The following is a 26,370-nucleotide window of genomic DNA, read 5'->3' on the forward strand; positions in this document are numbered from 1 at the left end:
GCAAACAAAATCTCTTCTTTTCATACCGTTCCTTTTTGAATCCTTATCACTCATTTTTTTCATTTATTCCTTCATTATTCACACCACGCTGATAAACCGATGGTGCCACCCCAAACTGTGCTTTAAAGCATTTGCTGAAATAAAAAGGATCACTGATGCCTACCTTGTAAGAGACTTCCGCAACCGTTAGATTATCTTCTGACAGCAACAACTCCGCCGCTTTCTTCATTCGCACCACACGCAAATATTCATTAGGCGAATATCCTGTTACGCCGCGTAATTTCCGATAAAAAACGGTTCGTCCCAACTTCATAAGCTGCGCAAACTCATCAATAGAAAATTCCGGGCGGGCAAGATTCTGTTCGAGAATGGCAGCCAAGCGGTCTGCAAATTCTTTATCCCGTTCGGTAGTACACATAGCCGGTCGCACAATACCCGGTTCGTTGGAGAACTTCTCACGCAATTTATCACGCTGTTCGATCAAACGGAATACACGTGCCAACAGCAGTTTAACGCTGAATGGTTTGGCGATGTATGCATCCGCACCTGCCTCAATTCCTTCCAGATGCTTTTCCGGTGAGTTCAACGCAGTCAGAAGGATAATGGGAATATGACTCGTATCAAAATCTGTTTTTAGTTTCTTGGTCACTTCAAATCCGGTCATTCCCGGCATCAGAACATCACAGATAATCAGGTCGGCATCATACGTACGGGCCTTTTCAAATCCGGACGTGCCGTCGGCAGCCACTTCCACTTCAAAGTATGCGCCAATTTCTTCCCGTAGAAACTCACGGATATCATTATCATCTTCAATAATCAGCACTTTCCGTTTGTTCAAAGGAGCAGCCATCTTTTCCGGGTCAGGAAGCTCTTCCGAAAGCTGTAACAAATGATGTACGTGACCGTCTGCCTCTTTCAGCAATACGTTGCCCGGAACAAGGAAGTCTTTCTCCGAATACACCGTCTTATCTGTCGGAATACATACGGTAAATACAGAACCGCCACCTTCATTGTCTTTATACTCAATCGTACCTTTATGCACCTGCACCAGTTCGTGGCTCAAATGCAGACCGACTCCAATACTGTCACCGGAGAAATTACTCTGCATAAACCGCTTGAACAATTCATTCTGTTTCTCTTTAGGAATCCCCACTCCCGTATCCGAAACCTGAATCTGCAATGTTTGCTTCCCTTCGTCCACATTCACCGAAAGAATAATCGTTCCGTTGGAAGGAGTATATTTAAATGCATTTGAAAGCAGGTTATAAGTCACCTTATCCAAATTACCTTTATCAATAAACATCTTATAAGATGGCACCGAAGGCAAGAAACGGAAGTTCATATTCTTCTGTTCCGCCACGTCGCCGAAACTCAAAAATATTTCATAAAGGAAAGAGATGACATCTGTTTCCTCTAAAGAAAGCGCCAGTTTATTATTCTGCATCTTTCTGAATTCCAATAACTGGTTGATGAGTCTCAACATACGTTGCGTACTCTTATCCATTGTTTTCAGAGGATATATCAATTCGCGCGGAATATCCGTGACACGCTGAATTTTCTCCAAAGCTCCCTGGATTAAAGTAAGCGGCGTACGGAATTCATGAGAAATATTGGTGAAGAAGACCAGCTTATATTCAGTCAGTTGCTTCTCTACGTTAATACGGTTACGCAAACCATTAAAGTTGCGGACGATGCGGAAGGCAAAATACAAGGCTACCATCAATAACAGAACATAGCACAACATTGCCCAGTTAGTCTTCCAAAACGGTGGGACGACTACGATCTTCAGTGTAGTCTCACTGTCGTTCCATATACCCGATCCATTGCTGGACTTGACATGAAGTATGTAGGTTCCCGGATTCAGGTACTTAAAGGAGGCGAAATTCAGTGGAGAAGGAGCACTCCATCCCTGGTCGTAGTTTTCCAACCAATACATATATTTCGTATGTCCGCTATCCGAATAGTCGAAAGTGGAGAAATCTATCAGGAATGAGTTTTGAAAATATTTCAGCGTAATTTCATCCGAATAAGCAAGAGACTGTTTTAAAGGAGAATCCTCCATCTGCGGATTCATCTGGGTCCCATTGACGTACAAATCAGTGAAAACAACCGGAGAAAACGTTTCACTATCTTGTATCTTTTCAGGGTCGATCACAATTAATCCATAGTTTGTACCAAAAAGCAATTTCCCGTCTTCACGCATACAGGCACTATTCTCACTATACACATTTCCTAAAGTATAGGAAGAAAAGAAATAGTTCTCAAAAGAACGGGTGGACGGGGTGAACTTGGAAATTCCATATTCAGTCGCTACCCAAAGGTTTCCTTTTCTATCTCCCAGAACAGACTGGATCACATCGTTGACCAACCCTTCGGAAGTTCCGTAATGCTCATATTTCAATGAATGATAGTCGTCCTGCGGCGTACAGAGGTTCAGTCCCGAACCGGAAGTACCAATCCACATACGTCCCTTCGTATCACGATAGATACATTTGATTTCATTACTGCAGAATTTTCCGTTTGTATAACTGAAGAGATGATAATTATCACCATCCGCAATCAGTGAGTCCGGATGAAAGATACAAATCCCCTCACTGGTTCCTACCCAGACCATTCCGTTTTCATCTTCTTCTATCACACGCACCATCCTCATTCCGAACGTTTGCTGGAAGAAATGCCGGAATTTATATTTCCCGTCAGAAGTAGGTTCAGCCAATTCGAGCCCTCCGCCGAATGTACCCACCCACATACGGTCTTTACGATCGCGATAAATAGCAAAAACGTTATTATCCGACAATGAAGTTGGGTCGGACGGGGTATTATAATACCAGGTATCTCCCACCTTCAATCCATTACCACGGGTTCCAGTCCACATCCGTCCCTGGCGATCTTCAGCGATTGCATAAATATTGGAATGAAAATATTGATTCGTCATTTTCGACTGAAGATTTGCGTCAAAGGTATAAAGTCCGCCTTTACGCGTACCTACCCAAATATCGCCATTAGACATCTTGGTCAACATACGGATGGTATTCGAACGGTCGAACAGTTCACGGGACTCGGGATAGATGCGGGAAGTTCCTTCATTCAACACTGAAATGCGGGATAAACCCGAATATTCCGAAGCTACCCAGATGCCACCGGCACGATCTTCCATGACATATTGCAGGAAATCCGAACTGATATGACTTTGATCGTTGATGTTGGCAACGAAATGTTCCAGTTTATCTTCGGCTGTGTTATAAGCAAAAAGCCCATTCCCATAGGTAGAAATCCAGATGATTCCGCGGGAATCATGTACGATATGATAACGTTCGAAGTCGATGTAACTGATCTTATCTTGAGGGATCAACTGGAAATCTTTACTTTCACCGGTTGCGGCAACCACATAGGTGAGGTGTCCTGTATGATTATATATCCAATAGTCTCCGTGGTTGTCGCGAATCAGTTCGCCCTTTTTAATATTCAGACGGGGGTCAGCGGCTACTTCTCCGGTCGCAAAATTATATGTATATACTCCGGTCGTAGTCAGAATCATCCATTTATCTTTCAACAAGAAATTTCCGGTAGGCGACGTCTGCCCTGCAACGGTTGAAAGGGCAGCCAGCTTCTGCATCTTCTGCGTAGCCGAATGGTAATAATAAATATCTCCATCTGCCGTAAGGAAATACATGTCATCCTTATAAGCCAGAGAAGAAGTGAAATGAATCAACCGGTCTTCTATCCGATATTGTCCGTTGGAGACAGAAACCAATCCGCATTGAGTGCCGATCCAGATACGTCCGCTGGCATCTTCATTCACGAATTTCACCCGGTTATCCGGCAGGTTTCCACGTTCTGTCCTGAATACGGTAGATGTCATTTCACCGTTTTTCTGATGCACCATACGTCGGCAACCATTGCCTTGATGTGATAACCATACGTCTCCGTTGGCTGTAACAAATACAGTAGAGTAATTCTGCCTTAACTCACCGCAACCCGTGTAATCAACAAAACGGGCACGTTGCAAATCATAGCAGCTATATAGTTCAGGTGTAGTGGAAATCCATAAAAAGCCATCTTTATCTTCTGTGAGATCGTAAATCCGGTTGTCGGCCAAAGACACTTTATCTCCAGCTTCCGGACGAAAGGTCAGGAAAGAGTTGCCATCATAACGACTTAATCCGTTCAAGGTAGCCAGCCACAAAAAGCCTTTGCTATCCTGATAGATGTATCGGATAGAGTTGTTGGGAAGACCATCACTAGTTCTCATTTGTGTAGAACGAAGCTCTATTGCACTATAAGCATTCAGTACAAAGCTAACAAGGAAAGTGAAAACTAAAAGGTGTCTTTGCGTCATAAAGATTCCAAGATTAATAATAAATGTTGGACAAAAATAATCAAGATAGTTGAGATAATAAAAGAAACACTCCATTAAATAGTAGGAAGCGGATATGCTAAAGAGCAATTACTACCATTATTTAGACGCGGATTACACGAATGACGCGGATTTTTTATTCTTAAATCTGTGTCATTCGTGTAATCCGCGTCTAAATAATTACAGACTGATAGAATTACTGAAAACTCAATCCATGTGGAATACTTCCGGCAAAGGAATGGATACGGGTGAATTGTCCGGATTCACTTCCATGATATCCGCCATATAATCCCACCATTTCTGTACGATTTCCGTATTACCTAAATCCTGCGAACCTGCTCCCCCTTCCGTTTTTTGGAAAGCAAACAGGATATTTGTTTCTTTATCCCAATAAATCGAATAGTCCGACACTCCATTCTGTGAAAGCAGTGCTTTCAGTTCGGGCCAGATGGCAGCATGTCTTTTTTCATATTCGGCTTCACATCCGGGTTTCAAATACATTTTAAATGCTTCTCGTTTCATGGTTTCAATCTATTTAAAGTTAATCTTTCTTTTCTTCTGTGTCGATAGCAAAAATAGGTGCTGTCGTCTTTTGTTTCACCTGGTAGTATTGAACGGCACTGTCATTCATCTGTGGATATTGATTTTTCAACAAGCGAATCATTTCCGCACCTGCCCAAAGAACCGGTCCGTAACCATGTGCCGCATATACATTGACCGGACGGTAATAGTAAAAAGCAGGGTCGAAAGCCATTCCCGTACCGACACAGGTTCCTTCCACTTGCCCCTCCGCATTTATCTTGCCGGCTACGGCATGCCATCCCAGATGAGTAACCGGTCCGTAAGCAATGGCGTCAATCCATCCTTTATTGATGGCGTGTGCCAGGCAGTATACATATATCGCAGTAGCGGAAGTTTCCAGGTAAGAATCATTCCGGTCGAGCAGTTGGTGCCAAAGTCCTTCTCCACTTTGCAAGGCTGTCACTCCACATACATGAGCCCGGAAATAATCCATCACTTTCGCACGTTGAGGATAGTCTTCCGGTAGAACGTCGAGCAGTTCGCAAGCCGTCAACATAGCCCAACCGTTGGCGCGCGCCCAACAAAAAGCAGGATGATCGCTACTACTTTCCACCCATCCGTGACGATACAGTCCTTTTTCGGGAATAAACATGCGATCGGCAAATTGCAGGAATTGTCTCACTGCTTCTGCCAGATATTTATTTTTTTGCCCCTTGTCATAATAACTCATCTGTGCTACTGCCGGAATACCCATAAACATATCATCCAGCCAAAGAGTGTTATGCTGCGGACGGTTGCGTGCAAAAGTTCCATCTGCCAGACGATACTCTTTATTAATGATGAAATCAAAATAATTACGTATCAGTTCATCCACAGGAAGCGAGGGATCTTTCAAACGGACTTTCACCATCGCCGCGCATACGGCTCCCGCATCATCCAGTGCGTGCGGAGTGAGGATTTGAAGCAACTGCGGGTCCGTTGTGCCCTTTTCTTTATAAACACGCTTGAAATGCGGTGCTACTTCGGCCAGAAAACGAAAACGATTCTGTACATAATCCATATAGCGTGTGTCACCCGTAGCTTCGGATGCCGCTATCAAGGCAGAATAGGTCACTCCCCATTCATAACTTGCCAAACGAAAAGCTCCACGCTCCAGTTGTGCCTCCTCTCCCATCGTTGTATAATTGGTAATCACTTTACCCGTATTCTTGTCTACCACACGGGCGGGAGTCTCCTTATCTATATAAGCAAATACACGGTCTACCTCTTTCTTTACCTGTTCCGGTGTCAAATCACCATAAGTGCCCTGATAAGCAGGTTGCAATAAATGCAAAGGCGTGTTTGAGTCATTCACTACAGTTTTCTTTTTCTGTGCGCTGACAGGCAAAGCTATCAGCAACGAAGCAATGGCTATGATACGAATATTCATATTTTATTTTTTAGGTATTTTACATCCTCTGAATAGGGTTCCCTGCAAATCCGGTCCAAAGTAGAATCCCGGTTGTGTCGGCTGGTTGTAGGCTACGTTCTGGGTAGCGATACTGATGCGATAAACAGGATCCTCCAAAAAGGTGTGGAAGCGGTAATCAGTGGGAATGGTAGAGACATAAAGCCGCAAAGCGGTATTATCGGCTGTGCGCAACAGTACTTCTTCCCGCCAGTCGCCTACAATATCCCCTTGCAGGCAAGGTGTTGCCTTCGTTCCGTTGTTGGAAAGAGCTCCTTCGAAAATGGCTATACGCTCACAGACTCCTTTCTTCCAATTATATTTGCTGACTATATTTCTATCCAATAGTTCGCGCAGTAAATCACCGTCCCACCAGACAGCCATATTACATGACAATCCTCTGACACGGGCTTTCACCACTTCTCCTTTTATATTTCTTATTCCTCCGGAAGCAAGAGACCACATTTCAACGCCCGGTTGGGTCGGGTCAATATCAGCCGCCATACAACGCCCGACATCTGTACTATCTTTTATCTGGAAAAGAATTTCTCCGGTTGCCGCATCTCTGTACGTACTTCCGTCACGCTTGTTTTCGTGACAGTCCCATACTTGCAACCCTTTGCGGGAAGGATCGAAATGAGTCAGATGAATCGCGTCTCCATGTCCCATCTTCGTTGTGTACAATCCTTTGCCGTTATGGTCGATGGCACACGAGCCGTAGATAATCTCATCGCATCCGTCACCATCTACGTCACCTACCCGAAGGTTATGATTACCTTGTCCGGCATAGTCTTCACAACCAGGATGGTTACTGTCGAAAATCCAGCGTTCTTTCAGTTCCTTTCCATTCCAGTCGTATGCTGCCAATACTGTACGGGTATAATATCCACGACACATCACAACACTAGGATGGATACCGTCGAGATAGGCAACGCAAGCCAAAAAGCGGTCACTACGATTACCACGATTGTCTCCCCAATCCATCAGGTTTCCTCTTTCTGGTACGTAATCAATCGTTTGCATCGCTTCTCCTGTCAGTCCGTTGAAGACAGTCAGATATTCCGGTCCGGTCAAAATACGTCCCTGTTCATTCCGATAGTCAGCTTGCGCATCTCCAATCACTTTTCCTTTTCCGTCCACTGTTCCGTCGGCGGTTTTCATTACTACTTCCGCTTTACCGTCGCCATCGAGGTCAAACACCATAAACTGGGTGTAGTGTGCACCGGCACGTATATTACGTCCCAGATTAATGCGCCATAAATGTTGCCCGTTTAATTTATAACAATCGAAATATACCTCTCCGGTGTAACCGTCATGCGAATTATCGTGTGCGTTCGACGGATCCCATTTCAAGATAATCTCATATTCCCCGTCACCGTCCACATCGCCGATACTGGCATCATTAGGAGCATAGAAATAACTTTGTCCTGCCGGAGTCGTACCGTTTTCAGGACGATTCAGCGGGATGTTCAGATAACCAGCCGGAGCATCGGACGGCAATTGATAATTGCTTTCCGTTTTTGATTGGATAGCTTTGACGGTATAAAGTACGGATTCCGTACCTTTATATATATCCTGAAAGAAAGTCGCATTTCTTATCGGATATTTGTTTACCTTTTCACCGTTTCTATAAATATCAAAAGATTCGTCCATCGGGTCGGAGGACAGATAACGCCAAGACACGGCAACAGTAGATGGATTCTCTCTGATGGCAATTACACCGCGTCCCAAATGTTCGCGTTTCAGTTTCGAAAAGTCATAGTTCAGCTGCGCCACTACAAAAGCAGCTATCAGACACAGACTTAAAAAAGCACTTATGCATTTCATAGTTTTATCGTTAATCAATTTACAACACAAAAGTAAACGGTACAGCCTACTTATAAAATAGAATATTGTACAGATCTATGTAGAAATCATCATATAGCCCACTTTTAAACCGCATTATAACTACCTGGTGAACAAAAATGAATATATCTGAACGGAAATCCATTGAAAAAGAAAAGTGCGTCCCTTATCTTTGCCAATGAAAATTAGAATGAACACCCAATTAATAAAACAGAATTATTTCACCATGAAGAAATCACTACTCTCATTCTTTACAGTAACCCTTCTTTGTCTTATGACAGGAAAGCCGGTCATGGCACAAGAGTTACCTGCACAAAAAGAGACTTTAGAGACCATCGTAAAAGTAAACGACTACTTTATGAAAAAGTATGCCGATTACACATTGCCTTCTTTCTATGGCAGAGTCCGTCCAAGCAATATATGGACGAGAGGCGTATATTATGAAGGATTAATGGCTCTGTATGGCATTTACCCGCGTGAGGATTATTATAAGTATGCCTACGATTGGGCTGATTTCCACAAATGGGGAATGAGAAACGGCAATACGACCCGTAACGCAGACGACCATTGCTGCGGACAAACGTATATCGACCTTTATAATATGTGTCCGTCCGATCCGAATATGATCCGGAATATAAAAGCAAGTATCGATATGGTAGTCAACACTCCGCAGGTGAACGATTGGTGGTGGATTGACGCTATCCAAATGGCAATGCCAATCTACGCAAAGTTTGGAAAAATGACCGGTGAACAGAAATACTACGATAAGATGTGGGATATGTATTCTTACACTCGTAACGTGCACGGAGAAGCCGGAATGTATAATCCTAAAGATTGCTTATGGTGGCGCGATCAGGACTTTGATCCTCCTTACAAAGAACCGAATGGAGAAGATTGCTACTGGAGTCGTGGAAATGGCTGGGTATATGCAGCTCTTGTACGGGTATTGGATGAAATCCCTGCCAATGAAACACATCGCCAGGACTATATAAATGATTTTCTCGCTATGAGCAAGGCACTTAAAAAATGTCAGCGTGAAGATGGTTTCTGGAATGTGAGTCTTCATGATCCGACGAACTTCGGAGGTAAAGAGACTTCCGGAACAGCACTGTTTGTATACGGCATGGCTTGGGGAGTGCGCAACGGACTGCTCGACCGCAAAGAATATCTTCCCGTCCTTTTAAAAGCATGGAACGCTATGGTGAAAGATGCCGTACATCCGAACGGATTCCTGGGATATGTGCAGGGAACAGGCAAAGAGCCTAAAGACGGACAGCCGGTTACTTATAAGAGTGTGCCCGACTTTGAAGACTACGGAGTCGGTTGTTTCCTGCTTGCCGGAACAGAAGTTTATAAATTAAAATAACATAGACAGTTTTTTCATTAGGTTTAAAGATAATCATTCATTAGGTTTAGTTAGAGGTTAGTTAGTAGCTAGTTCCCTCACTGACTGTTTAGACACCGGTCAGTGAGGGATTTCAAAGAAAACAGATTCATGAAAAACAAATTATTCCCGTATATATGTTGGCTGATGGCCATTACATTTAGTTTGCAACTGCAAGCGCAAAATAAAGTTTCCGCTCCCATGGCAGACGTCAATCAAGTAATTGACAACACGCTGGACAGCCTGAATAAAGCACGTACCTCGCGACCGGAAGCCGGTTCGAGCCGGAAAGGTGACAACCCTGTTCTGTTCCTGGTAGGTAACTCTACCATGCGTACCGGAACTTTAGGAAACGGCAACAACGGACAATGGGGATGGGGCTATTATGCAGGTGATTATTTCGACTCTAACCGGATTACTGTAGAGAATCATGCGTTGGGTGGAACCAGTAGCCGTACTTTCTATAACCGTTTATGGCCGGATGTAATCAAAGGAGTACGCCCGGGAGACTGGGTTATCATCGAACTGGGGCACAATGACAACGGCCCATACGACAGCGGACGTGCCCGTGCTTCCATTCCCGGAATTGGCAAAGATACACTGAACGTAACGATTAAAGAAACCGGAGTAAAAGAAACCGTATATACCTACGGGGAATATATGCGTCGTTTCATTCAAGATGTAAAAGCCAAAGGTGCTCATCCGATCCTTTTTTCGCTTACTCCCCGCAATGCTTGGGAAGACAAAGACAGCACCATCATCACACGTGTCAACAAGACTTTTGGATTGTGGGCAAAGCAGGTGGCAGAAGAACAGCATGTTCCTTTTATTGACTTGAATGATATCAGTGCCCGCAAATTTGAGAAGTTCGGCAAGAATAAGGTGAAATATATGTTCTACATCGACCGTATACATACAAGTGCTTTCGGTGCTAAAGTAAATGCAGAATCTGCTGCTGACGGAATACGTGCGTATGAAGGACTGGAATTAGCCAATTATCTGAAACCTGTTGAGAAAGATACAGTGACAGGTTCCAGTCGGAAAGAGGGACGTCCGGTATTGTTTACTATCGGAGATAGTACGGTCAGAAATGAAGATAAAGACAAAAACGGTATGTGGGGTTGGGGAAGCGTAATTGCTGACGAGTTCAATCTAAATAAAATTTCTGTAGAAAATCGTGCGATGGCAGGACGTAGTGCACGTACTTTCCTCGATGAAGGTCGTTGGGATAAGGTATACAATGCCTTGCAACCGGGGGACTTCGTTCTGATTCAGTTCGGACATAATGATGCAGGAGATATAAACAAAGGGAAAGCCCGTGCCGAATTGCGCGGTTCGGGAGATGAGAGCAAAGTCTTTCTAATGGAAAAGACAGGCAAATATCAAGTTGTTTATACTTTCGGCTGGTATCTTCGAAAGTTCATCATGGATGTTCAGGAGAAAGGTGCCATTCCCATCGTTCTTAGTCATACGCCACGCAACAAATGGAAAGATGGAAAAATAGAACGTAATACCGAGTCTTTTGGCAAGTGGACACGTGAAGCTGCGGAAGCTACGGGAGCTTATTTCATTGACTTGAATAAGATTAGTGCCGATAAACTTGAAAAGAAAGGTGTGAAGAAAGCTGCAGCTTACTACAATCACGACCATACACATACTTCTTTGAAAGGAGCGCACATGAACGCCAAAAGTATTGCTGAAGGGTTGAAAAAGAGTGATTGCCCGCTAAAAGAGTATTTGAAATAATACGAAAGAGAATCCTGTAAAGATAGCAAAGGACTAAAGGGAAATATAGACTATCCGGACTGTTTAAATATTCTATCTTAAAAAAGGAATATTTAAGCAGTGCAGAATGGAGAAAACAGCATAGCAGATGAAGAAGAATAAAAAAGCTCCGACATTTGTCAACACGCAAATCCTCATTCTTATCATTTATAGAGTTTATCTAGCATTTCACACCTATTTTATCCTACAACACTTGCAAGTCGATATCGATTCAGGGATTAATCTTCCATTATGTTATTATTTTCTTATTCAAAAGTCCAGGTAAATCAGAGAAAAACTAGCTTAAAAAAGCACATTTATATCTTCCTCACCGATGAAGGACAAGTTCATCGGTGAGGAAGATAGCGTTCATCGGTGAGGATCACCCTGTTGGTTTAAACCTAACGAACTCTTTTTCCGTTAGAAAAGACGCATATTCTGTCTGATATTATTCACTTTTCGCCTATATTTCTGCATATTATTGCACTTATTTATGCAGTTTTTTCTCTGATTCATCAATTTCGCAACGGTTATTTTCTAATATAATCTTAAAAACAGAACATCTGGACAGGATATGTTCATCCCCATTCAAGGGAAAAATGAATGTTCGTATCCAACATAATACAGTCGCAAATCATTGATTTATTCCACGGAATAGATTAACTTTGCCTGTACAAATTAAAAGCCTGCCAATATGAGCCAAGTGAAAGGAATACCATACGGAATATCCGACTTCAACCGGATGCGGAACGAAAACTTCTATTTCGTCGATAAAACCATGTATCTGCCCCTTATCGAGGAAATGCCCAGTTACCTTTTCCTTATTCGTCCGAGACGTTTCGGAAAAAGCTTATTCCTAAGCATGATGCGTACTTATTACGACATAATACAGAAGGATAACTTCGACAAGTATTTCGGTGACTTATGGATAGGAAGCCGTCCAACCAAACAACATAACAGTTTCCAAGTCCTTTTCTTCGACTTCTCAAAAGCAGGCTGCTCACTGCCGGGAGCAGATTTGATGAGTAGCTTTAATGAATATTGCAGTATCATCATCAACCAGTTTGCCCATGCATACGCATCTTATTATGATGAAGATTTCAAGTCAACAGTAGAAAGCATTGAAAGCGCTAAAGCAAAATTATCATATATAGAAGTAAAGGCTAAAGAAAAAGGATATCCTCTCTATCTGATAATTGACGAATATGACAACTTTACCAACGTCATATTGAGCGAACACGGACAGAAAATGTTCCATGACCTGACTCATGCCAGCGGCTTCTACCGTGAATACTTCAAGCAGTTCAAAGGTATGTTTGACCGAATTTTCCTAATGGGAGTCAGCCCTATCACACTGGATGATTTATCTAGCGGGTATAATATTGACTGGAATATATCGACTGATTCCCGTTTTAATGCCATGATAGGATTTGATGAAACTGAAGTACGTGAAATGCTCCGTTATTACCAACAAAATGGAAAGCTGGTCGGTGATGTAGAAGCGATGATTACAGAAATGAAACCGTGGTATGACAATTATTGCTTCGCCAGAACATCTTTGGACAACGACCGTGTGTTTAATTGCGATATGACTTTATACTATTTACGTAACCAAATTGATTTTCACCGTCCACCCGAAAATATGGTAGACAAGAATATCCGTACGGATTACAGTAAACTGAAAATGCTGGCACGCATTGACCACGACAACACCCATGAGGGAAGCCGCATGAGTACTATCGAAGAAATTGCGGCAAAAGGTGAAATACTGGTAGACTTACATACTTCGTTCCCGTCAGAAAAGATAGCAGATATAGAGAACTTCCGAAGCCTGCTCTATTATTATGGTTTACTTACCATGTGCGGCACCCGTGGCGACCGTCTGAAAATGTGCATACCTAACAATTGTGTGCGCGAGCAGTACCTTGGATTCTTGCGCGACTACTATCAACAGGCCCATACCCTGAATCTTTCACATCTGAAAGACTTGATAGATGATTTCGCCTTCGATGGTCATTGGCAACCATTCTTCGAAACCATCGCCCGTGCCTATCGGGAGAACTCTTCCATACGAGATGCGATAGAAGGGGAAAGAAACCTGCAAGGTTTCCTAAAAGCCTATCTTGCCATTGCTTCTTATTATCTCGTACAGCCGGAACTGGAAATGAACTATGGCTATTGTGACTTCTTCCTATTGCCGGACAAAATGCGTTATTCCGATATAGAACACAGCTATATCCTGGAGTTGAAATACGCTACACGTACAGCTACCAATGCTGAACTTGAAGCCCAAGCAGAAGAAGGAAGACAGCAACTGTTGCGATACAGTAAGGATAAAGTTGTGCAGAAACTGGCTACTGGAACGACACTTCACCTATTATTAATTCAGTTCCAAGGTTGGGATATGGTGAAATGTGAAGAAATAAATGCTTCTGCTATTCATCCTTCGGAATAACTTCCTGCATATAAATAGCATCCAAGCTCCAAAGAGCAGCATCATTCGTGCTAATGCTCGTACATTCATCTAATGGAGACGGTACTTCCGGCGGAAGTATGGTAGTGATGCGGAAAGGCGGTGCAGGTGTATGTTCCAACCGGGTAAACAAATCTTTCCAGGCTTCTTCAGCCATTTGGGTATTGCGCAAGTGATAAGCTGCGTAAGCCATCAGACGGGAGACACGAAAACGGCTATGGCTAAGTTCCCATGCTTTCTTCTTGTAACGTGCAGCATGATCAAGCCAGGCGTCTTTCCATTCGGGTATATCAATCATACGCATCATTTCATTGGCTATCTCAAATCCGCCCATGATCGTCATTAAATGGTTGGTTGTTTCCAATTTGGGGTCACATTCGGTTGTGATGATTCCTGTTGACGGATCAAATCCTAGAGCTTTGGGGCCGGTAAAGAGGCGGTTAGGCAGGACGGCAATGCTTTTCATTCCTGCTATTATTTTATCACGATAAGCAGTGTTACCTGTGCGCTCCCATTCTGTCATCCAATTACCGGCATAAGCCAGCCAGTCGGGACCGATACGCAAACGGGCGGGAGCGGTACAAGGATATTCACTGCGAGGTTGGGCCAGGCGCATAGGGTCCAAGTCATAGAGTTTGTGGTCGGCATCCTTCACTTCAGTCATTAAATCACCGCAACGTTCGTCTGTAGTAAGGTAATAGTAGAAACGGTTCCAGGCGGCCTGGCTGATTCGCGCTTCTTTAGCTCCGCATCCCCAATGACTTACATTATGCCGACTGCCTAATCCGGCATTGGGACCGATATGATAGACATCCACTTCGCCTGTATGACGCGTCATAGCTTCTGCCATACGCCAAATATCAATACGCCCGGTACGCAGGAAATTATACCATAGCCACATATTAGAAGCCAGTTCCGTATTGTCCCAGGCAAATCCTCCGACATCGTAACGCCAGGTATGACGAACAGGGTCATAAGCGTGCATCACATCACCATAATTCCAGAAACCGTACCACTTGTTTTGTTCGATTGCTTTCTGATAGAAGTCAATGTAAGCATCCAAGCGGTCTTCTACACGAGTACGGAATGGAGTAGTACGGTCGGGGAGACTCCATATCCCGAAAGCCTGGCGGGCATGAAGATAATTCGGGGTTGGCATTAACAGACTAGGGCTAGAAAATTGTTTGGCATAATCAGCAAAAGCCTTTTTTCCGGCATAGCCACTTTGTGGGATCAGTGTCAACGTAGTTGTACGGGCAATGCCGTATGGCGTGCTCATACCTTCCTGGACATCTTCATAGCTGGCATTCAGGTCATGAGCTATACGATCATAATGCCGTAAATCCATAGGCTCGGACTCCGGACTCCACAACCAGGCGGTAAGGGTAGCTACCGGGGTTCGTGCGTCTGAAATTTCAATAGAAGAGGGATAAGACTGCCAAAAGTCATGCATACAAAGTCCTAATCCTCCGGTAATATCTCCGACAAAAATATATCCATCGCTACGTGTGCCGGAAAAGGTTCCTATCCAGGGATTATCGTTATTGGCACGTTTACGAATGGAGAAAGCATCGGCAGTGAGTTGAGACAGACGGTAGTCATTCCATGAAGCCCAGTTATCGAGCAGAGAGCGGTTCTTTTCATCGAAAGATTCATAAGGCGGAATACGTTTGCCTTCCATTTGCTGCTGTTGCAGGGAGGGTTCATCTGTTGGCTTCTGTTGTGCGTCCTTCTTTTCATTACTATTTTTCTTATTATCTGCCTTATTTAAAGTGAGTATGCGACGCCCTACCAATGGTTGTACCGGCTCGCTCCACACTCCTCCATCTGCACACGAGAAAGCAATATGACGATTATACAGAGCTTCACGCATAGGAACGTCGAAACGGATACCTAAACTACGAATGAAATCTTTCTTCTGATCTCCGTCATAGACGAAACTATGTACCATTTTGATCTGTTCACTGCCACCATAAAAGTAGAGACGTACCACAAAAGGAAGCCACTCACGGTTATTCAGTTTGTTCATATCAGAGTTATTCGCATAATTCCCTTTCCCTTCAGAGTGATTCGTATCAATCTCCTTATTCCTGTTCCGATGTATCCCTTCCAACTTTACAAGTGCCCGTACAGAGCCCAGACGTTCTATGGTTACTGATTTTATTTCCCCTATGTAATGAGTAAAAGATATTTGAGATGTATTTTCTTGAATCGGCTCGCTTTGAGTATTACAAATCAGACGCGCTTTCTCTCCTACTTTAGTTCCTTTATACAATAGGCTATCAATCAGGAAATCTCCGTGTCGGGGAATAAATACGGAAATCAGCCCTGTTTCAATTTGAATATTTTCAGGCGTTTCAGTGATTGCAATAGAAGCATTAGGCTGTTTATTGATAATTTTTGCTTTCCGGGGGGCTTTTTCTAATGTCAGTCTTTCTGTTCCGGCAGGAATGACTCCGGCAACTCCGCTCCATTTCACGGAACCATCCGGCCAGTAAGCCAATGGCCAAGTATCTACCGGAATCTCTTGATTTCTATCTGTTTTTAACCGCAATGAAGTTTCTGGAAATAGGTAGCCTTCATCAAAAGGAACTCCGAAGCTTACAGCTTTGTCTTGTTCAGGAGTATTGCCGATCCAATGTAAAGGAACAGTAGACGTTTGGGGTGGCAAACATTCATAGCGGAAGTTTGTAATGCGGGTACGGGATAAGGTGGTACGAAAGCCGAACCATCCTTCTGTCAGAGGTTCGGCATCGCGGAAGTCCACCAGTCGCTTGCCGTCTATGTAATAACTAACCCTATTATTTTCATTTGTTATCTTAATGTGATACCAGTGATTCGCTTTTAGCAAATGTTCGGTATCTGTATATTCTTTCAATATGGCAGGACGTACTTTGGGATCTGTGATTCCTGCTTCATTGCCGTCATAACGACGGAAGCGTGTAGTAGAGTTATAATTTCCACCATATCCCATGTAATAGAGTTGCAAAGAATAACAATTCAGAAAGATTCCGCTACGCCACTTCTCACGTTTCCATATATTATCAGGATGTTTGGGGTCCGAAGCCATCCAAAAGCAATTCAGGTCACTCAAACGGTCTCCTTCTTTTTCTACAACTACACATGCATCATATTCAATGGTTACCCGTCCGCTCATCTTTTCTTTCCTCCATAAGGTAAGGCCTTTAGGAGACAGTATTTCAGCGGTATCACCCTGAAATGTCACTTTATAATCCGGAGATTCCGACTCTACCTTCCAATATTTATGAAACTGGCGGGCGTTGAGGCCGGAAACTTTATTGTTTTGTGCGTTTGTTCCTAAAGTGATGAAGAGGAACAAAAGGATAAAGAGTTTTTTCATATGTATATTTGCTATCTCACCTTACAAAGGTAGGGAGAGCCGATCAATTAAGAAATAGAATATTATCCATATATATGGCGATTCGTTCAACTATGAAAAAAAGAACAACCCGACAGTTAGCCGGATTGTTCTTTTTCAACAAACTCATATCAAATAAGAGATTTCTTATTCAAAAACCTTTTTATTCTGCTTTTTTCAAAGTTTCAGCACCTACATAGTAACCTAAGTTAGTTCCCTGGTTATATCCCATATTCTGCATCGCTTGAGACATATCATAATTATGATCGGTCATCAAGTGAGGAAGACGGAATTCGGTAGGATGATTCGTGGAGAATATATAAATAGATTTCATGTCACTTGAACCCATTATTACTTCTTCACGATAGTCACCGAGAAAATCACCATAGTAACAAGGATTGTATTTGGTGCTATGGTTACCGTCATTGCTACCGTAAGTTCCAAAATATACCAAACGAGTCTTATTCGTCTTGTTTACATCAGGGTTCTCTTTATAGCTCACGACACAAGCACGGTCCAGCATTTCTCTTGTCGGCTGCCCGCTCCAATAAATGGCTACATTATACAAAACTCCACCACCAATACCTGTAGGATATGTACTGGATACCAATCCACTGCCACTACAACTGAATACCCCTTCCTGCAAAGAAGACCAGTACTCAAAATTCGGGCTATCCGGATCGATATCTGCCACAATACAACGACCGACATCAGTAGTCGAACCCGCTCCATGGCCGGTAATCAAGCCACCATCTCTTGCATCAATCACTTGACATCCATAACCGTGTCCTTGTCCATTATAATTGCCCGGTTCTTCAAATGAAGCAACAATTTGCAATCCTGAACGGTCTTTTATAAATTTGCCAACACATAAACAGTCACCATGACCGTTTCCGGTACACCACAATTCGCTTCCATCATCATCTATAGCCGCAGAACCATACAAGATTTCATCTTTTCCATCATCGTCCAAGTCCGCTACACGAAAACTATGCGAACACATGGACAACCATTTTGAAGAATGTTCGGCTGTATCAAACTTCCAACGGGTTTCCAGTTTATTCCCTTTCAAATCGAGTGCCCATACTTGCCAATTATGATAAATACCTCTACTGATGATCAGACTGGGGTTGCTTGTTCTCACTCCGGTCGCTTCGTCAGGTATACCATCCAGATAAGCCACCCCGATAAAGAAACGGTCCATGCGGTTTCCGTAATCATCTCCCCAATATTCACTCCAATATTTAGCACGCGACGCTTTTGAACCACTTCCACCACGAGGAATATTATCCACCCGGGTAATTTCACGTCCATCATATCCACGGCAAATAGAGATATATTCGGGACCTTCCATTATCAAACCGCAAATTGTATTAATACTTGCTCCCGAATACCAGCCCACAGCGTCAGTCTGACGAATTCGATAATCGTTCACATTACCATAAGCATCGGTAATGACCTTACCATCCCCAAACTTTGTACCTTCTGAAGAGCGGAAAGCTATTTCACATAAACCATCTCCATCAAAATCGTATAAAATATATGAAGTATAATGTGAACCGGAACGAATATTGATTCCCAAATCAATTTGCCACAAAAAAGTACCATCCATCTTATAAGCTTCCAACAAAGTCGAACCATTATTCCATCCCCCCTGGTTGGCACCATCATACGGTTCTCTCTTCACCACAATCTCCAATTCACCGTCACCGTCCAAGTCACCTAGCTGAATATCATCAGGAGAATATGTAATCGACGCATCGGGTACATTCATGTTTAATCTAATCTCATGATAAAACTTTTCTGCCATTTCAGAGGTAAAGGTATAATCGCAAAGCGTTTCAGCCTGATTGGCAAGAGTGACCCGGTATACATTCGTTTTTGATACATCAATATCCGCATCCACCCAAGAAGTAGTATTCGAAATAGGTTTCTCATTCAATTTCACTTCCGTCTCGCCGTCTACCGACTTATAAATATCAAAAGCAACATTAGACGGATCGGTCTTCAGTAATCTCCAGCTAATCAATGCGGATGATATGCCGGAAGAGTTATTGGCGTCAACATTTGGTGCCGGGTCGTAACTAACCCACATTGCACGGCTACCCGTTATAACTTCAGTAGGCAGAGGCGGCAACTCCTCTTCCGTCTGATTGCCATTGTTCACTTCAACGACGGGGTCATTATCCGAGCAGGCAACTATGGCCAGCAGACAAAACAGCCCCAGTATTATATAATGTTTCTTCATTTCTTTCGTTTTTTTATTCTATAAACATCCGTTCTATGCAAGAATATCCTATCACTATTCATCAGCATTCCGGTTGTGGGTTACCACCCCGGATTCTGCTCCAAATTAGGATTCTTAGATTTTTCACTCTGCGGAATCGGGAAGAAATACATCTTATCATCCCAACTTCTTTCTTTTACCTTACGTTCATACGTATAAGTATCATCCCCATTCTTCGTAATCTTCATTTCAACAATGTTCTTGAAATGTTTGTCACCCTCCTTCCAACGACGTACATCCCAAAAACGATGTCCTTCAAAGGCCAATTCTACCATACGTTCATTCTGATATTTCTTCCAGAAAGCATCATTGGTCATCCCTTGAGGGAATCCGGGCATCTCGGCACGCGTACGAACTACTTTGATAGCATCCACAGCCGAAGTTGTAAATTCATTATCCGTTGCATACGGACTACCCAGATACTTATATACAGCTTCCGCATAATTCAAATAGAACTCTCCAAAACGGAATGTAATCCATGAATGATAGGTCTTTGAAGCTGTACCGGCACGTAAGTCTACTGCCGTCTGACAATACTTCTTCAGATAATAGCCAGTCGGAGTTCCGCCACTCAAAGGCTCCGCATTTAGTCCGCCCTGATAGGTTTGCAGAGGAACAGTATTCCAGTTAGGCCACTTTTCGTCCCCATTCTTGGCAATAGTCAGATAGAAACGAGGGTCGCGGTTGGTATAATAAGGATTAGCAGGATCATAGTTATCCAACTCGTCCGGACGCAACCCTGTATCCTTCATCTCATACGCATCCACCAGTGTCTGTGTGGGACAGTTTCCACCTTTACAATTTTCCAACCCTACCGGGAAGTTATATCCCTCAAAAGAATTAGTGGTAGTAGTGGCACGACGGAGAAAAATCAATTCATTAGTAGCGTCATTGTAATTGTCCTTGCTCCAAAGTGATGAATAATCCTCCACTAAGAGTTTTGCCTTTTCAGCAAACCCATTACTGTCATCTAAAATTTCCTTATTGGCTTTAGCTGCACGATACCACAGTTCTCTATTATCAGTCGGATTAAATAAAGGACTTGCCGCATACAATGCTGCACGAGCTTTCAAGGCCAATACCGTTTTACGGTTGGCACGTCCTGTTTCCGCCGGACTACTAGGCAATGCCATATCTCCCAGTTTACTGTAATCGACGATAATCTTATCTTTAATATCATCACATTCGGCTATGATATAATCAAAAATCTCCTGTGCCGGTCTGCGCGATAACGTATTCGATTCTTCGGCTGTTAATATATGGTCGCTAAACGGCACATCTCCATATTGCCGTACCAAGTTAAAGTAGAAATATGCACGAAGGAAACGTACCTCATACTGGTAATTGGTATAGCGGAACATCTGTTGTGCATAATCACTGTTCAAAGCCAACTCGGGAAATGTCAGTCCGGTAAACTTCTCCAGATATAAATTACAATTGGCTATCCCTTCATAACAGGACGTCCACATGCTACTTTTAGCATTCGACGGACTCCAAGAACCATTGTAAAAGTCTTCAATCTGATTTCCCGAATAAGCATATTCGGACTCATCGGTAGCAGAACCAAGAATTGCCCCGCTATAGTTTCCAAAGTCCACATCCATGGACAAATAGATATTTGTTATCAGCCCTCCTACATTACCGAAGTTGAGCTTCACAAAATCCTCATCATAATTATTGTACTCATGATATTCCATCTTATCTGAGCAGGAACCGAGTGCGGCTACACACATCATTCCGTAGATAATGTTTTTCAGTTTCATTCTTTCGCTTTGTTTTTATGATTAAAAACCAATCGTAACACCGACTACTACACTCTTATTCAGCGGAGTCGCTACACCATAACATTCCGGATCTGTCACATCAATATGATCTGAACAGAACAAGTCTGTTCCTCTGACATATAACTTGGCACTCCCCAATATCTTAGTCTTCTTCATCCATTCTTCCGGAAATCTGTAATACACCTCCGCGTTACGTAACTTCAAGAATGACCGGTCCGCCAACCAAACTGTATTAGCCTGATAGTTATTGGCATTACTCTGTGAACTCAAACGAGGATATTTGGCATTTTGATTTTCCGGTGTCCAACGATTCTCATAATAATGAGTAGAAAGTGTCGTATTATTTATCAACGGCCAAAACATACTCTTCGTATTCAAGACAGCAGAATAGTTACCTGTTCCCTGAAACATTACATCTACTCCAATCCCTTTCCATTCGGCTCCCAAATGGAAAGAATAATAAATTTCCGGAGCCGTCGTACTATAACCGATAGCTGTTTTATCATTGGCATCAATGATTCCGTCTCCATTCACATCTTTATATTTTATGTCTCCCGGCACTACCGTACTAAAGTTTTGCGGAAGGCTGTTTGCTATATCTTCTTTATCTTTGAAGAAACCTTCAGCTACCATTCCATATACTTGTCCCAACCGATTTCCTGTTTGCACAAGATTCTTATACAAACGCGGTTCTTCCAGTTGTTCCTTAATTTCATTCTTATTCCAAGCAAAATTACCGCCAAGGTTGAACACTACATCTCCTAACCGTTTCGTATAGTTAAGTCCTAGTTCCACGCCATAGCTATCAACGATTCCGGCATTCTCGAACGGAGCATCTACGCCCAACACATCGGTATATTTTCCTTCGGAAGAGACCCAAATATCTTTTCTCCGTTGGTAATAGCCTTCTGCCGTCACGTCCAGTCCATTGAACAACACGGCATCAACACCAACATTGTATTTATACGCTTTCTCATGTGTCGAATTAGCAGTTGCCAGGCGCCCGATAATAGTACTTCCGAATTCAGAGTCGTAACTACTGTTAAACTTATATTGCGTACCGGTAGTCGTATAAATCTGATCCCAATAGTCATATACGGTAGTACTTCCGTCTTTAGGCAGATAATCAACATTGATCACTCCAAACGAAGCGCGCAATTTCAGGAAGTTCACCCAAGACACATCTTTCAACCATTTTTCTTCCGAAAGCACCCAAGCAGCAGAAATGGTAGGCGAGAAAGCCCATTTATGCCCCGGTGCCAATAAACTGGAGGCCGAGCCAACCAATGCCAGATCCAAATAATAGCGATTAGAGAAACCTACATGATTATACCAGGATACATTTTGCCGATAAATAGTAGTGTTCAATCCGTATGAATCACGATACTCATAATCCCATTTGAATTGAGAATACACATCCCACTTCCGAAACGAGCGATTGTAATCGACACTACCTGCAAAGTTAAATTGGCGCGCCCAGTTGTCAATACCTGCACCCGAACCCATTTCACTGGATTCGCCACCTGAAATGGCAGTATAAAACGGACCGTTAGTTGTCCAGCTTGTTGCATAACCGGCATACGTATAAGTCTTGCTATGATCTTCCAGAATATTGGAATAGTTGTCATAAGCTAAACGAAAGTTAGCTCCCAATCCTTTCAGCAAACCAGACAAATCTTGTGACAAGGTAAGGTCGGCAAACAAACTACGAGAGTGTCCTTTAGAATAAGCAGCTCCCTGCGATTGTGCGACAGGATTCGACGTCCCCGCCCAAGTAGTACTTCCTCCCCAACTGCCATCTTCCGTACGAACCGGAAAAGCTGCAGAAGGAATCGAATAAATCATATCCCATAGGTTAACCGAAGCCCCCGGAATCCGAGATTCGGACAAGGTACCGAGAAGATTCAACTTCAATTTGGTAGTGGCGGTTAAATCAATATCCAGATTTGTACGCAAATTAGCACGTGAATACATATTTTGTGTAGAATATCCGTCATTTGCATTCGGGGTTTTGATAAACCCTTTGTCTGTTAATAAATTCGCCATAGTATAGTAGCGGAACTTTGCTCCTCCTCCACGGAATTCGATCGTATATTTATTAGACACTCCTCTGTCTTTAAAGGTTTCATCAATCCAGTTCACATTAGGATAGAGATAAGGGTACATACGGGAAGCCCCTCCACTGCCTACTCCATTACGGAAAGCATCGACTTCTTCCGGAGTATACCGAGCTCCCAAACCTTCATATCCACGCGCTTCATTCACTGCAGAAGCATACGTAGCCGCATCCACAAATTCCGGACGTCGAGACTGTGTGTTAATGATATGATCATACGTAAAGGTTATCTCTTTTGTTTTGTACTTACCACGCTTCGTCGTAATCAAGATCGCACCGTTCACTCCTTTGTATCCGTACAATGCCACAGCCGCGGCATCTTTCAGGATGGAAACGGATTCTACTTCTTCCGGACTCACCAAGCTCATGTCTCGTTCCAAACCGTCAACCAGCACAAGCGGTGTACTACTTGACAAGCTCTGCAAACCACGTACATAAAAGGTAGGATCTGCCATTAACCCGGTACTGACCGCATTCTGCAAAGTAGTAAGGCCCAATCCATATCCATATAAAGAATTGGATATATTCCGGGAAGACCGCTTATTAAACTCTTCATTATAGGTGGTAGAAACTGCTGCCGTTGATTCATGACGATTGAATGTCCGGTTAGCTCCCACATCAATAGTCTGAGCTGCATATCCCATCACAATGGTCATCGGACCATCAGTCTTTGCCACAACTGTGGTAGAGCCTTTGTCGACAGAAACGACACTCAAGCGTTGTCCTTTCTCGACCGCAATCTCGAATTTACCATCTTTATCAGTTTCAACCCGGGTCTCCACTGCGCCACCTTCCACATTAACGGACGCTCCATAGACTGGGTTTCCCGATTTATCAACAACAATACCTATAATGTTGTTGTCTGTATTCTGCGCTCTGACCGGAATGCTCAAACAAACCAGTAAAGCCAGTATCAGAATCTTATTTTTTCTCATATAAATCAATATTCAATATTGTTTTAATCTATTTCGCTGTCTCACATTACCAACCCGGATTCTGAATCAATCCATATCCTTTGTTAATTTCCGTTTGCGGGAATGGAGAAAGATACCATTTGGGATCAAATCCGTATGTCCACCAACGACGGACCGGTTTGGATAACTCAAACCTTTCATATTCAAAACGAGTAGGCTGCAATGCTCCCTTGTTCTTATCTCCTTCATTCCATTTAGCATTTCCCGTTATACGATTACCGGTATCATCCAAACGATAGGTGAGCAACCCGTGCAGGCGCTTCTCGAAACGATCGGCACGTTTGTAACGGATAAGATCAAAGTAACGGCTATCTTCAAGCCCCAATTCCCGAACACGCTCGCACAGCAATTCTTCCAATAAGGCTGCTTTGTCAGAAAGTAAATTCTTATCTGTAACACACTCCGCCAAATCTTTCTTCAATCCTACACGGGCACGTACTATATTCATTTGGTTAATAGCGCCCCGGTGATCATTCTTGGCTTGAAGCAAGGCCTCTGCATAAGTTAAATAAATGTCAGATAAACGAAGATATACCCAATGCGTATACTGACGTTGGTACTCTGTTCCCAAATAATATTTCATATTTTTATAACCAGTCGCATAGTTACCTGATTCAAGCGCTGCATTTTGTCCTTCATCGTATCCTCCGACCCACAGTTCATAAGGTAAACCGGACATTGTTCCTGCACTCCAGTCTAACATCTTCGGCAATCCGTTTACCATGCAATGCTCATACAGACGAGGATCACGGGTTAATACGATTTCCGACAATAGTTGTTCTCCATTTTTGAATGTTCCGGTCAGGAACATTGCATCCAACTTACCTTCTGTTTCCGCCTTTTTCCAGTCAAACGGAGTACCGTCGGCCCATGGGAACATCTCCACATATTCCTGTGTAGGCGGATATTCGGTACGACAAAGTGACGGAACAGCCCAGGAATGCCACATATAAGAACTTGAGTTGAAAGCGTCCGACATATTCGTGCGGACAGAATGCAAGACCTCCTTGCTGTTCTGACGAATATATCCCATACGATATGCCTGCCGATACTGTTCCGGTGTTTCTTCCGAAGCCTTATTCAGGCTATACCCGCCTTGACTCTCCAGCTCTTTAAAGAATGCTTCACAAGCCTTCAAACAGTTATCCCAAAGTTCCGCATGGTAGCCGCCGTACCATACCAGATGCTGCTGTTCAGCCTCTGAGTTTCCTCCTGCATATCCGTTGACATCGTTAAACAACGGAGAAGCGGCAAATTGCCAGATTTTGCATTTCAATGCCATCGCACCGGCCTTTGTCCAGTGTCCGGCCTTGCTGGCAAGATCGGCATCAGCATAAGCCCACACCAATCCACCGGAATTGATAGCATCATCCAACATCTTTATCATGTAGTTAACAGTCTCCTCTACCGTAGCACGGGGGATTTCATAACCTGACTCCGTACCGGTGAATGAAGCATATAACAATGGAAGACCTCCATAATGACGGAACATATCAAAATAGCGTGCCGCAATCAGGCATTTAGCTTCTGCCACCAACTGAGTTTTTTCAGTGCTATCCATGCCCGGCACTCTATCTATATTTTCCATTAACAACCAGCACCAGCGCACTACTTCCCATACCATTTCCCGTGTATATGGGAAAATATTACCACGCGTGCCATAGTTGGCATTGAGAGAACCCAAATAATACTGCTGATATACAGTTGCGTCACTAAAATAAAGTGACCAGCAGTCTGTTAGCGCATCCTTCTTTCCTAAATAAGGACTGGAAGAATCAGGAATATTACCGTTACTGTCCGTATTATAGGGTAATCCGTAATACTGTCTACTGTAACAGGTGTTCAAAAATTGGCGCGTATATTCCGCACTATTGAACACTGTGTCAATAGTAGCATTTCCGCCCGGTGCCTTATCCAAAAAAGAGTTTCCGAATTTAATTTCGTCCACACATGAAGTGGAAACCAAACAAACTGCCGCTCCCAACATCGCACCGATGAACCATTTATTTTGTAATTTCATTGTATCTTTCCTTTATCT

The 26,370-nt window shown here is 43.2% G+C and carries 12 protein-coding genes; 3 read left to right on the forward strand and 9 right to left on the reverse strand.

Features of this window, described 5'->3' with window-relative positions; genetic code table 11:
- Positions 1-46 precede the first annotated feature (46 nt).
- The 4 genes from N5O98_RS16285 to N5O98_RS16300 form a co-directional block, all read right to left on the reverse strand.
- The gene (locus N5O98_RS16285; RefSeq protein WP_032855813.1) at positions 47-4,339 is read right to left on the reverse strand and encodes a hybrid sensor histidine kinase/response regulator transcription factor; all 4,293 of its coding nucleotides are present in this window, start codon (positions 4,337-4,339) and stop codon (positions 47-49) included.
- 225 nt (positions 4,340-4,564) lie between these two features.
- Positions 4,565-4,879, reverse strand: coding sequence for an L-rhamnose mutarotase (gene rhaM / locus N5O98_RS16290; protein ID WP_004308498.1), 315 nt, complete (start codon positions 4,877-4,879; stop codon positions 4,565-4,567).
- Positions 4,880-4,898: 19 nt separating this feature from the next.
- Positions 4,899-6,308 carry a glycoside hydrolase family 88/105 protein gene (locus tag N5O98_RS16295; protein ID WP_118161177.1) on the reverse strand — a complete coding sequence of 470 codons (1,410 nt, stop codon included), beginning with the start codon at positions 6,306-6,308 and terminating at the stop codon, positions 4,899-4,901.
- 3 nt (positions 6,309-6,311) lie between these two features.
- Complete coding sequence (locus tag N5O98_RS16300) at positions 6,312-8,153, reverse strand: rhamnogalacturonan lyase (protein WP_269495831.1); 1,842 nt, start codon at positions 8,151-8,153, stop codon at positions 6,312-6,314.
- Positions 8,154-8,397: 244 nt separating this feature from the next.
- Between N5O98_RS16300 and N5O98_RS16305 the strand changes: the two genes are divergently transcribed.
- The 3 genes from N5O98_RS16305 (at position 8,398) to N5O98_RS16315 (ending at position 13,774) form a co-directional block, all read left to right on the forward strand.
- Entirely contained in the window at positions 8,398-9,537 is a 1,140-nt protein-coding gene (locus N5O98_RS16305; protein ID WP_009040096.1) for a glycoside hydrolase family 88/105 protein, read from the forward strand.
- A 129-nt stretch (positions 9,538-9,666) separates the two neighbouring features.
- Positions 9,667-11,301 (forward strand): rhamnogalacturonan acetylesterase, encoded by a 1,635-nt coding sequence (locus tag N5O98_RS16310; protein WP_008650768.1) that lies wholly within the window; start codon positions 9,667-9,669, stop codon positions 11,299-11,301.
- 712 nt (positions 11,302-12,013) lie between these two features.
- Positions 12,014-13,774, forward strand: a complete 1,761-nt coding sequence (locus tag N5O98_RS16315; protein WP_004301572.1) for an ATP-binding protein — start codon at positions 12,014-12,016, stop codon at positions 13,772-13,774.
- On the opposite strand, the gene N5O98_RS16320 is transcribed toward N5O98_RS16315, so the two are convergent.
- The 5 genes from N5O98_RS16320 to N5O98_RS16340 all read right to left on the reverse strand — a co-directional run bounded on the left by N5O98_RS16320 (position 13,755) and on the right by N5O98_RS16340 (position 26,352).
- The gene (locus tag N5O98_RS16320) at positions 13,755-17,153 is read right to left on the reverse strand and encodes an exo-rhamnogalacturonan lyase family protein (RefSeq protein ID WP_118161178.1); all 3,399 of its coding nucleotides are present in this window, start codon (positions 17,151-17,153) and stop codon (positions 13,755-13,757) included. The two genes, N5O98_RS16315 and N5O98_RS16320, sit on opposite strands and share 20 nt — an antisense overlap.
- 181 nt (positions 17,154-17,334) lie before the next feature.
- Positions 17,335-19,419, reverse strand: a complete 2,085-nt coding sequence (locus N5O98_RS16325; protein WP_004308492.1) for a rhamnogalacturonan lyase family protein — start codon at positions 19,417-19,419, stop codon at positions 17,335-17,337.
- An 80-nt stretch (positions 19,420-19,499) separates the two neighbouring features.
- Complete coding sequence (locus tag N5O98_RS16330; RefSeq protein ID WP_004301569.1) at positions 19,500-21,221, reverse strand: RagB/SusD family nutrient uptake outer membrane protein; 1,722 nt, start codon at positions 21,219-21,221, stop codon at positions 19,500-19,502.
- 21 nt (positions 21,222-21,242) lie between these two features.
- Entirely contained in the window at positions 21,243-24,293 is a 3,051-nt protein-coding gene (locus tag N5O98_RS16335) for a SusC/RagA family TonB-linked outer membrane protein (protein ID WP_118161179.1), read from the reverse strand.
- 46 nt (positions 24,294-24,339) lie between these two features.
- Complete coding sequence (locus N5O98_RS16340; protein ID WP_004308490.1) at positions 24,340-26,352, reverse strand: RagB/SusD family nutrient uptake outer membrane protein; 2,013 nt, start codon at positions 26,350-26,352, stop codon at positions 24,340-24,342.
- Between the last annotated feature and the right edge of the window lie 18 nt (positions 26,353-26,370).

Origin of the sequence: Bacteroides sp. LFL-34 (assembly GCF_027257075.1) — a bacterium.
In the GTDB taxonomy this organism is placed as follows: Bacteria; Bacteroidota; Bacteroidia; order Bacteroidales; family Bacteroidaceae; genus Bacteroides; species Bacteroides ovatus.

What these genes read in the sequence shown, in the direction of transcription:
- N5O98_RS16315 (WP_004301572.1), top strand. Translation starts at nt 12,014, where the DNA reads ATGAGCCAAGTGAAAGGAATACCATACGGAATATCCGACTTCAACCGG.
- N5O98_RS16340 (WP_004308490.1), bottom strand. Translation starts at nt 26,352, where the DNA reads ATGAAATTACAAAATAAATGGTTCATCGGTGCGATGTTGGGAGCGGCA.
- rhaM (WP_004308498.1), bottom strand. Translation starts at nt 4,879, where the DNA reads ATGAAACGAGAAGCATTTAAAATGTATTTGAAACCCGGATGTGAAGCC.
- N5O98_RS16335 (WP_118161179.1), bottom strand. Translation starts at nt 24,293, where the DNA reads ATGAGAAAAAATAAGATTCTGATACTGGCTTTACTGGTTTGTTTGAGC.
- N5O98_RS16295 (WP_118161177.1), bottom strand. Translation starts at nt 6,308, where the DNA reads ATGAATATTCGTATCATAGCCATTGCTTCGTTGCTGATAGCTTTGCCT.
- N5O98_RS16330 (WP_004301569.1), bottom strand. Translation starts at nt 21,221, where the DNA reads ATGAAACTGAAAAACATTATCTACGGAATGATGTGTGTAGCCGCACTC.
- N5O98_RS16305 (WP_009040096.1), top strand. Translation starts at nt 8,398, where the DNA reads ATGAAGAAATCACTACTCTCATTCTTTACAGTAACCCTTCTTTGTCTT.
- N5O98_RS16310 (WP_008650768.1), top strand. Translation starts at nt 9,667, where the DNA reads ATGAAAAACAAATTATTCCCGTATATATGTTGGCTGATGGCCATTACA.
- N5O98_RS16320 (WP_118161178.1), bottom strand. Translation starts at nt 17,153, where the DNA reads ATGAAAAAACTCTTTATCCTTTTGTTCCTCTTCATCACTTTAGGAACA.
- N5O98_RS16325 (WP_004308492.1), bottom strand. Translation starts at nt 19,419, where the DNA reads ATGAAGAAACATTATATAATACTGGGGCTGTTTTGTCTGCTGGCCATA.
- N5O98_RS16285 (WP_032855813.1), bottom strand. Translation starts at nt 4,339, where the DNA reads ATGACGCAAAGACACCTTTTAGTTTTCACTTTCCTTGTTAGCTTTGTA.
- N5O98_RS16300 (WP_269495831.1), bottom strand. Translation starts at nt 8,153, where the DNA reads ATGAAATGCATAAGTGCTTTTTTAAGTCTGTGTCTGATAGCTGCTTTT.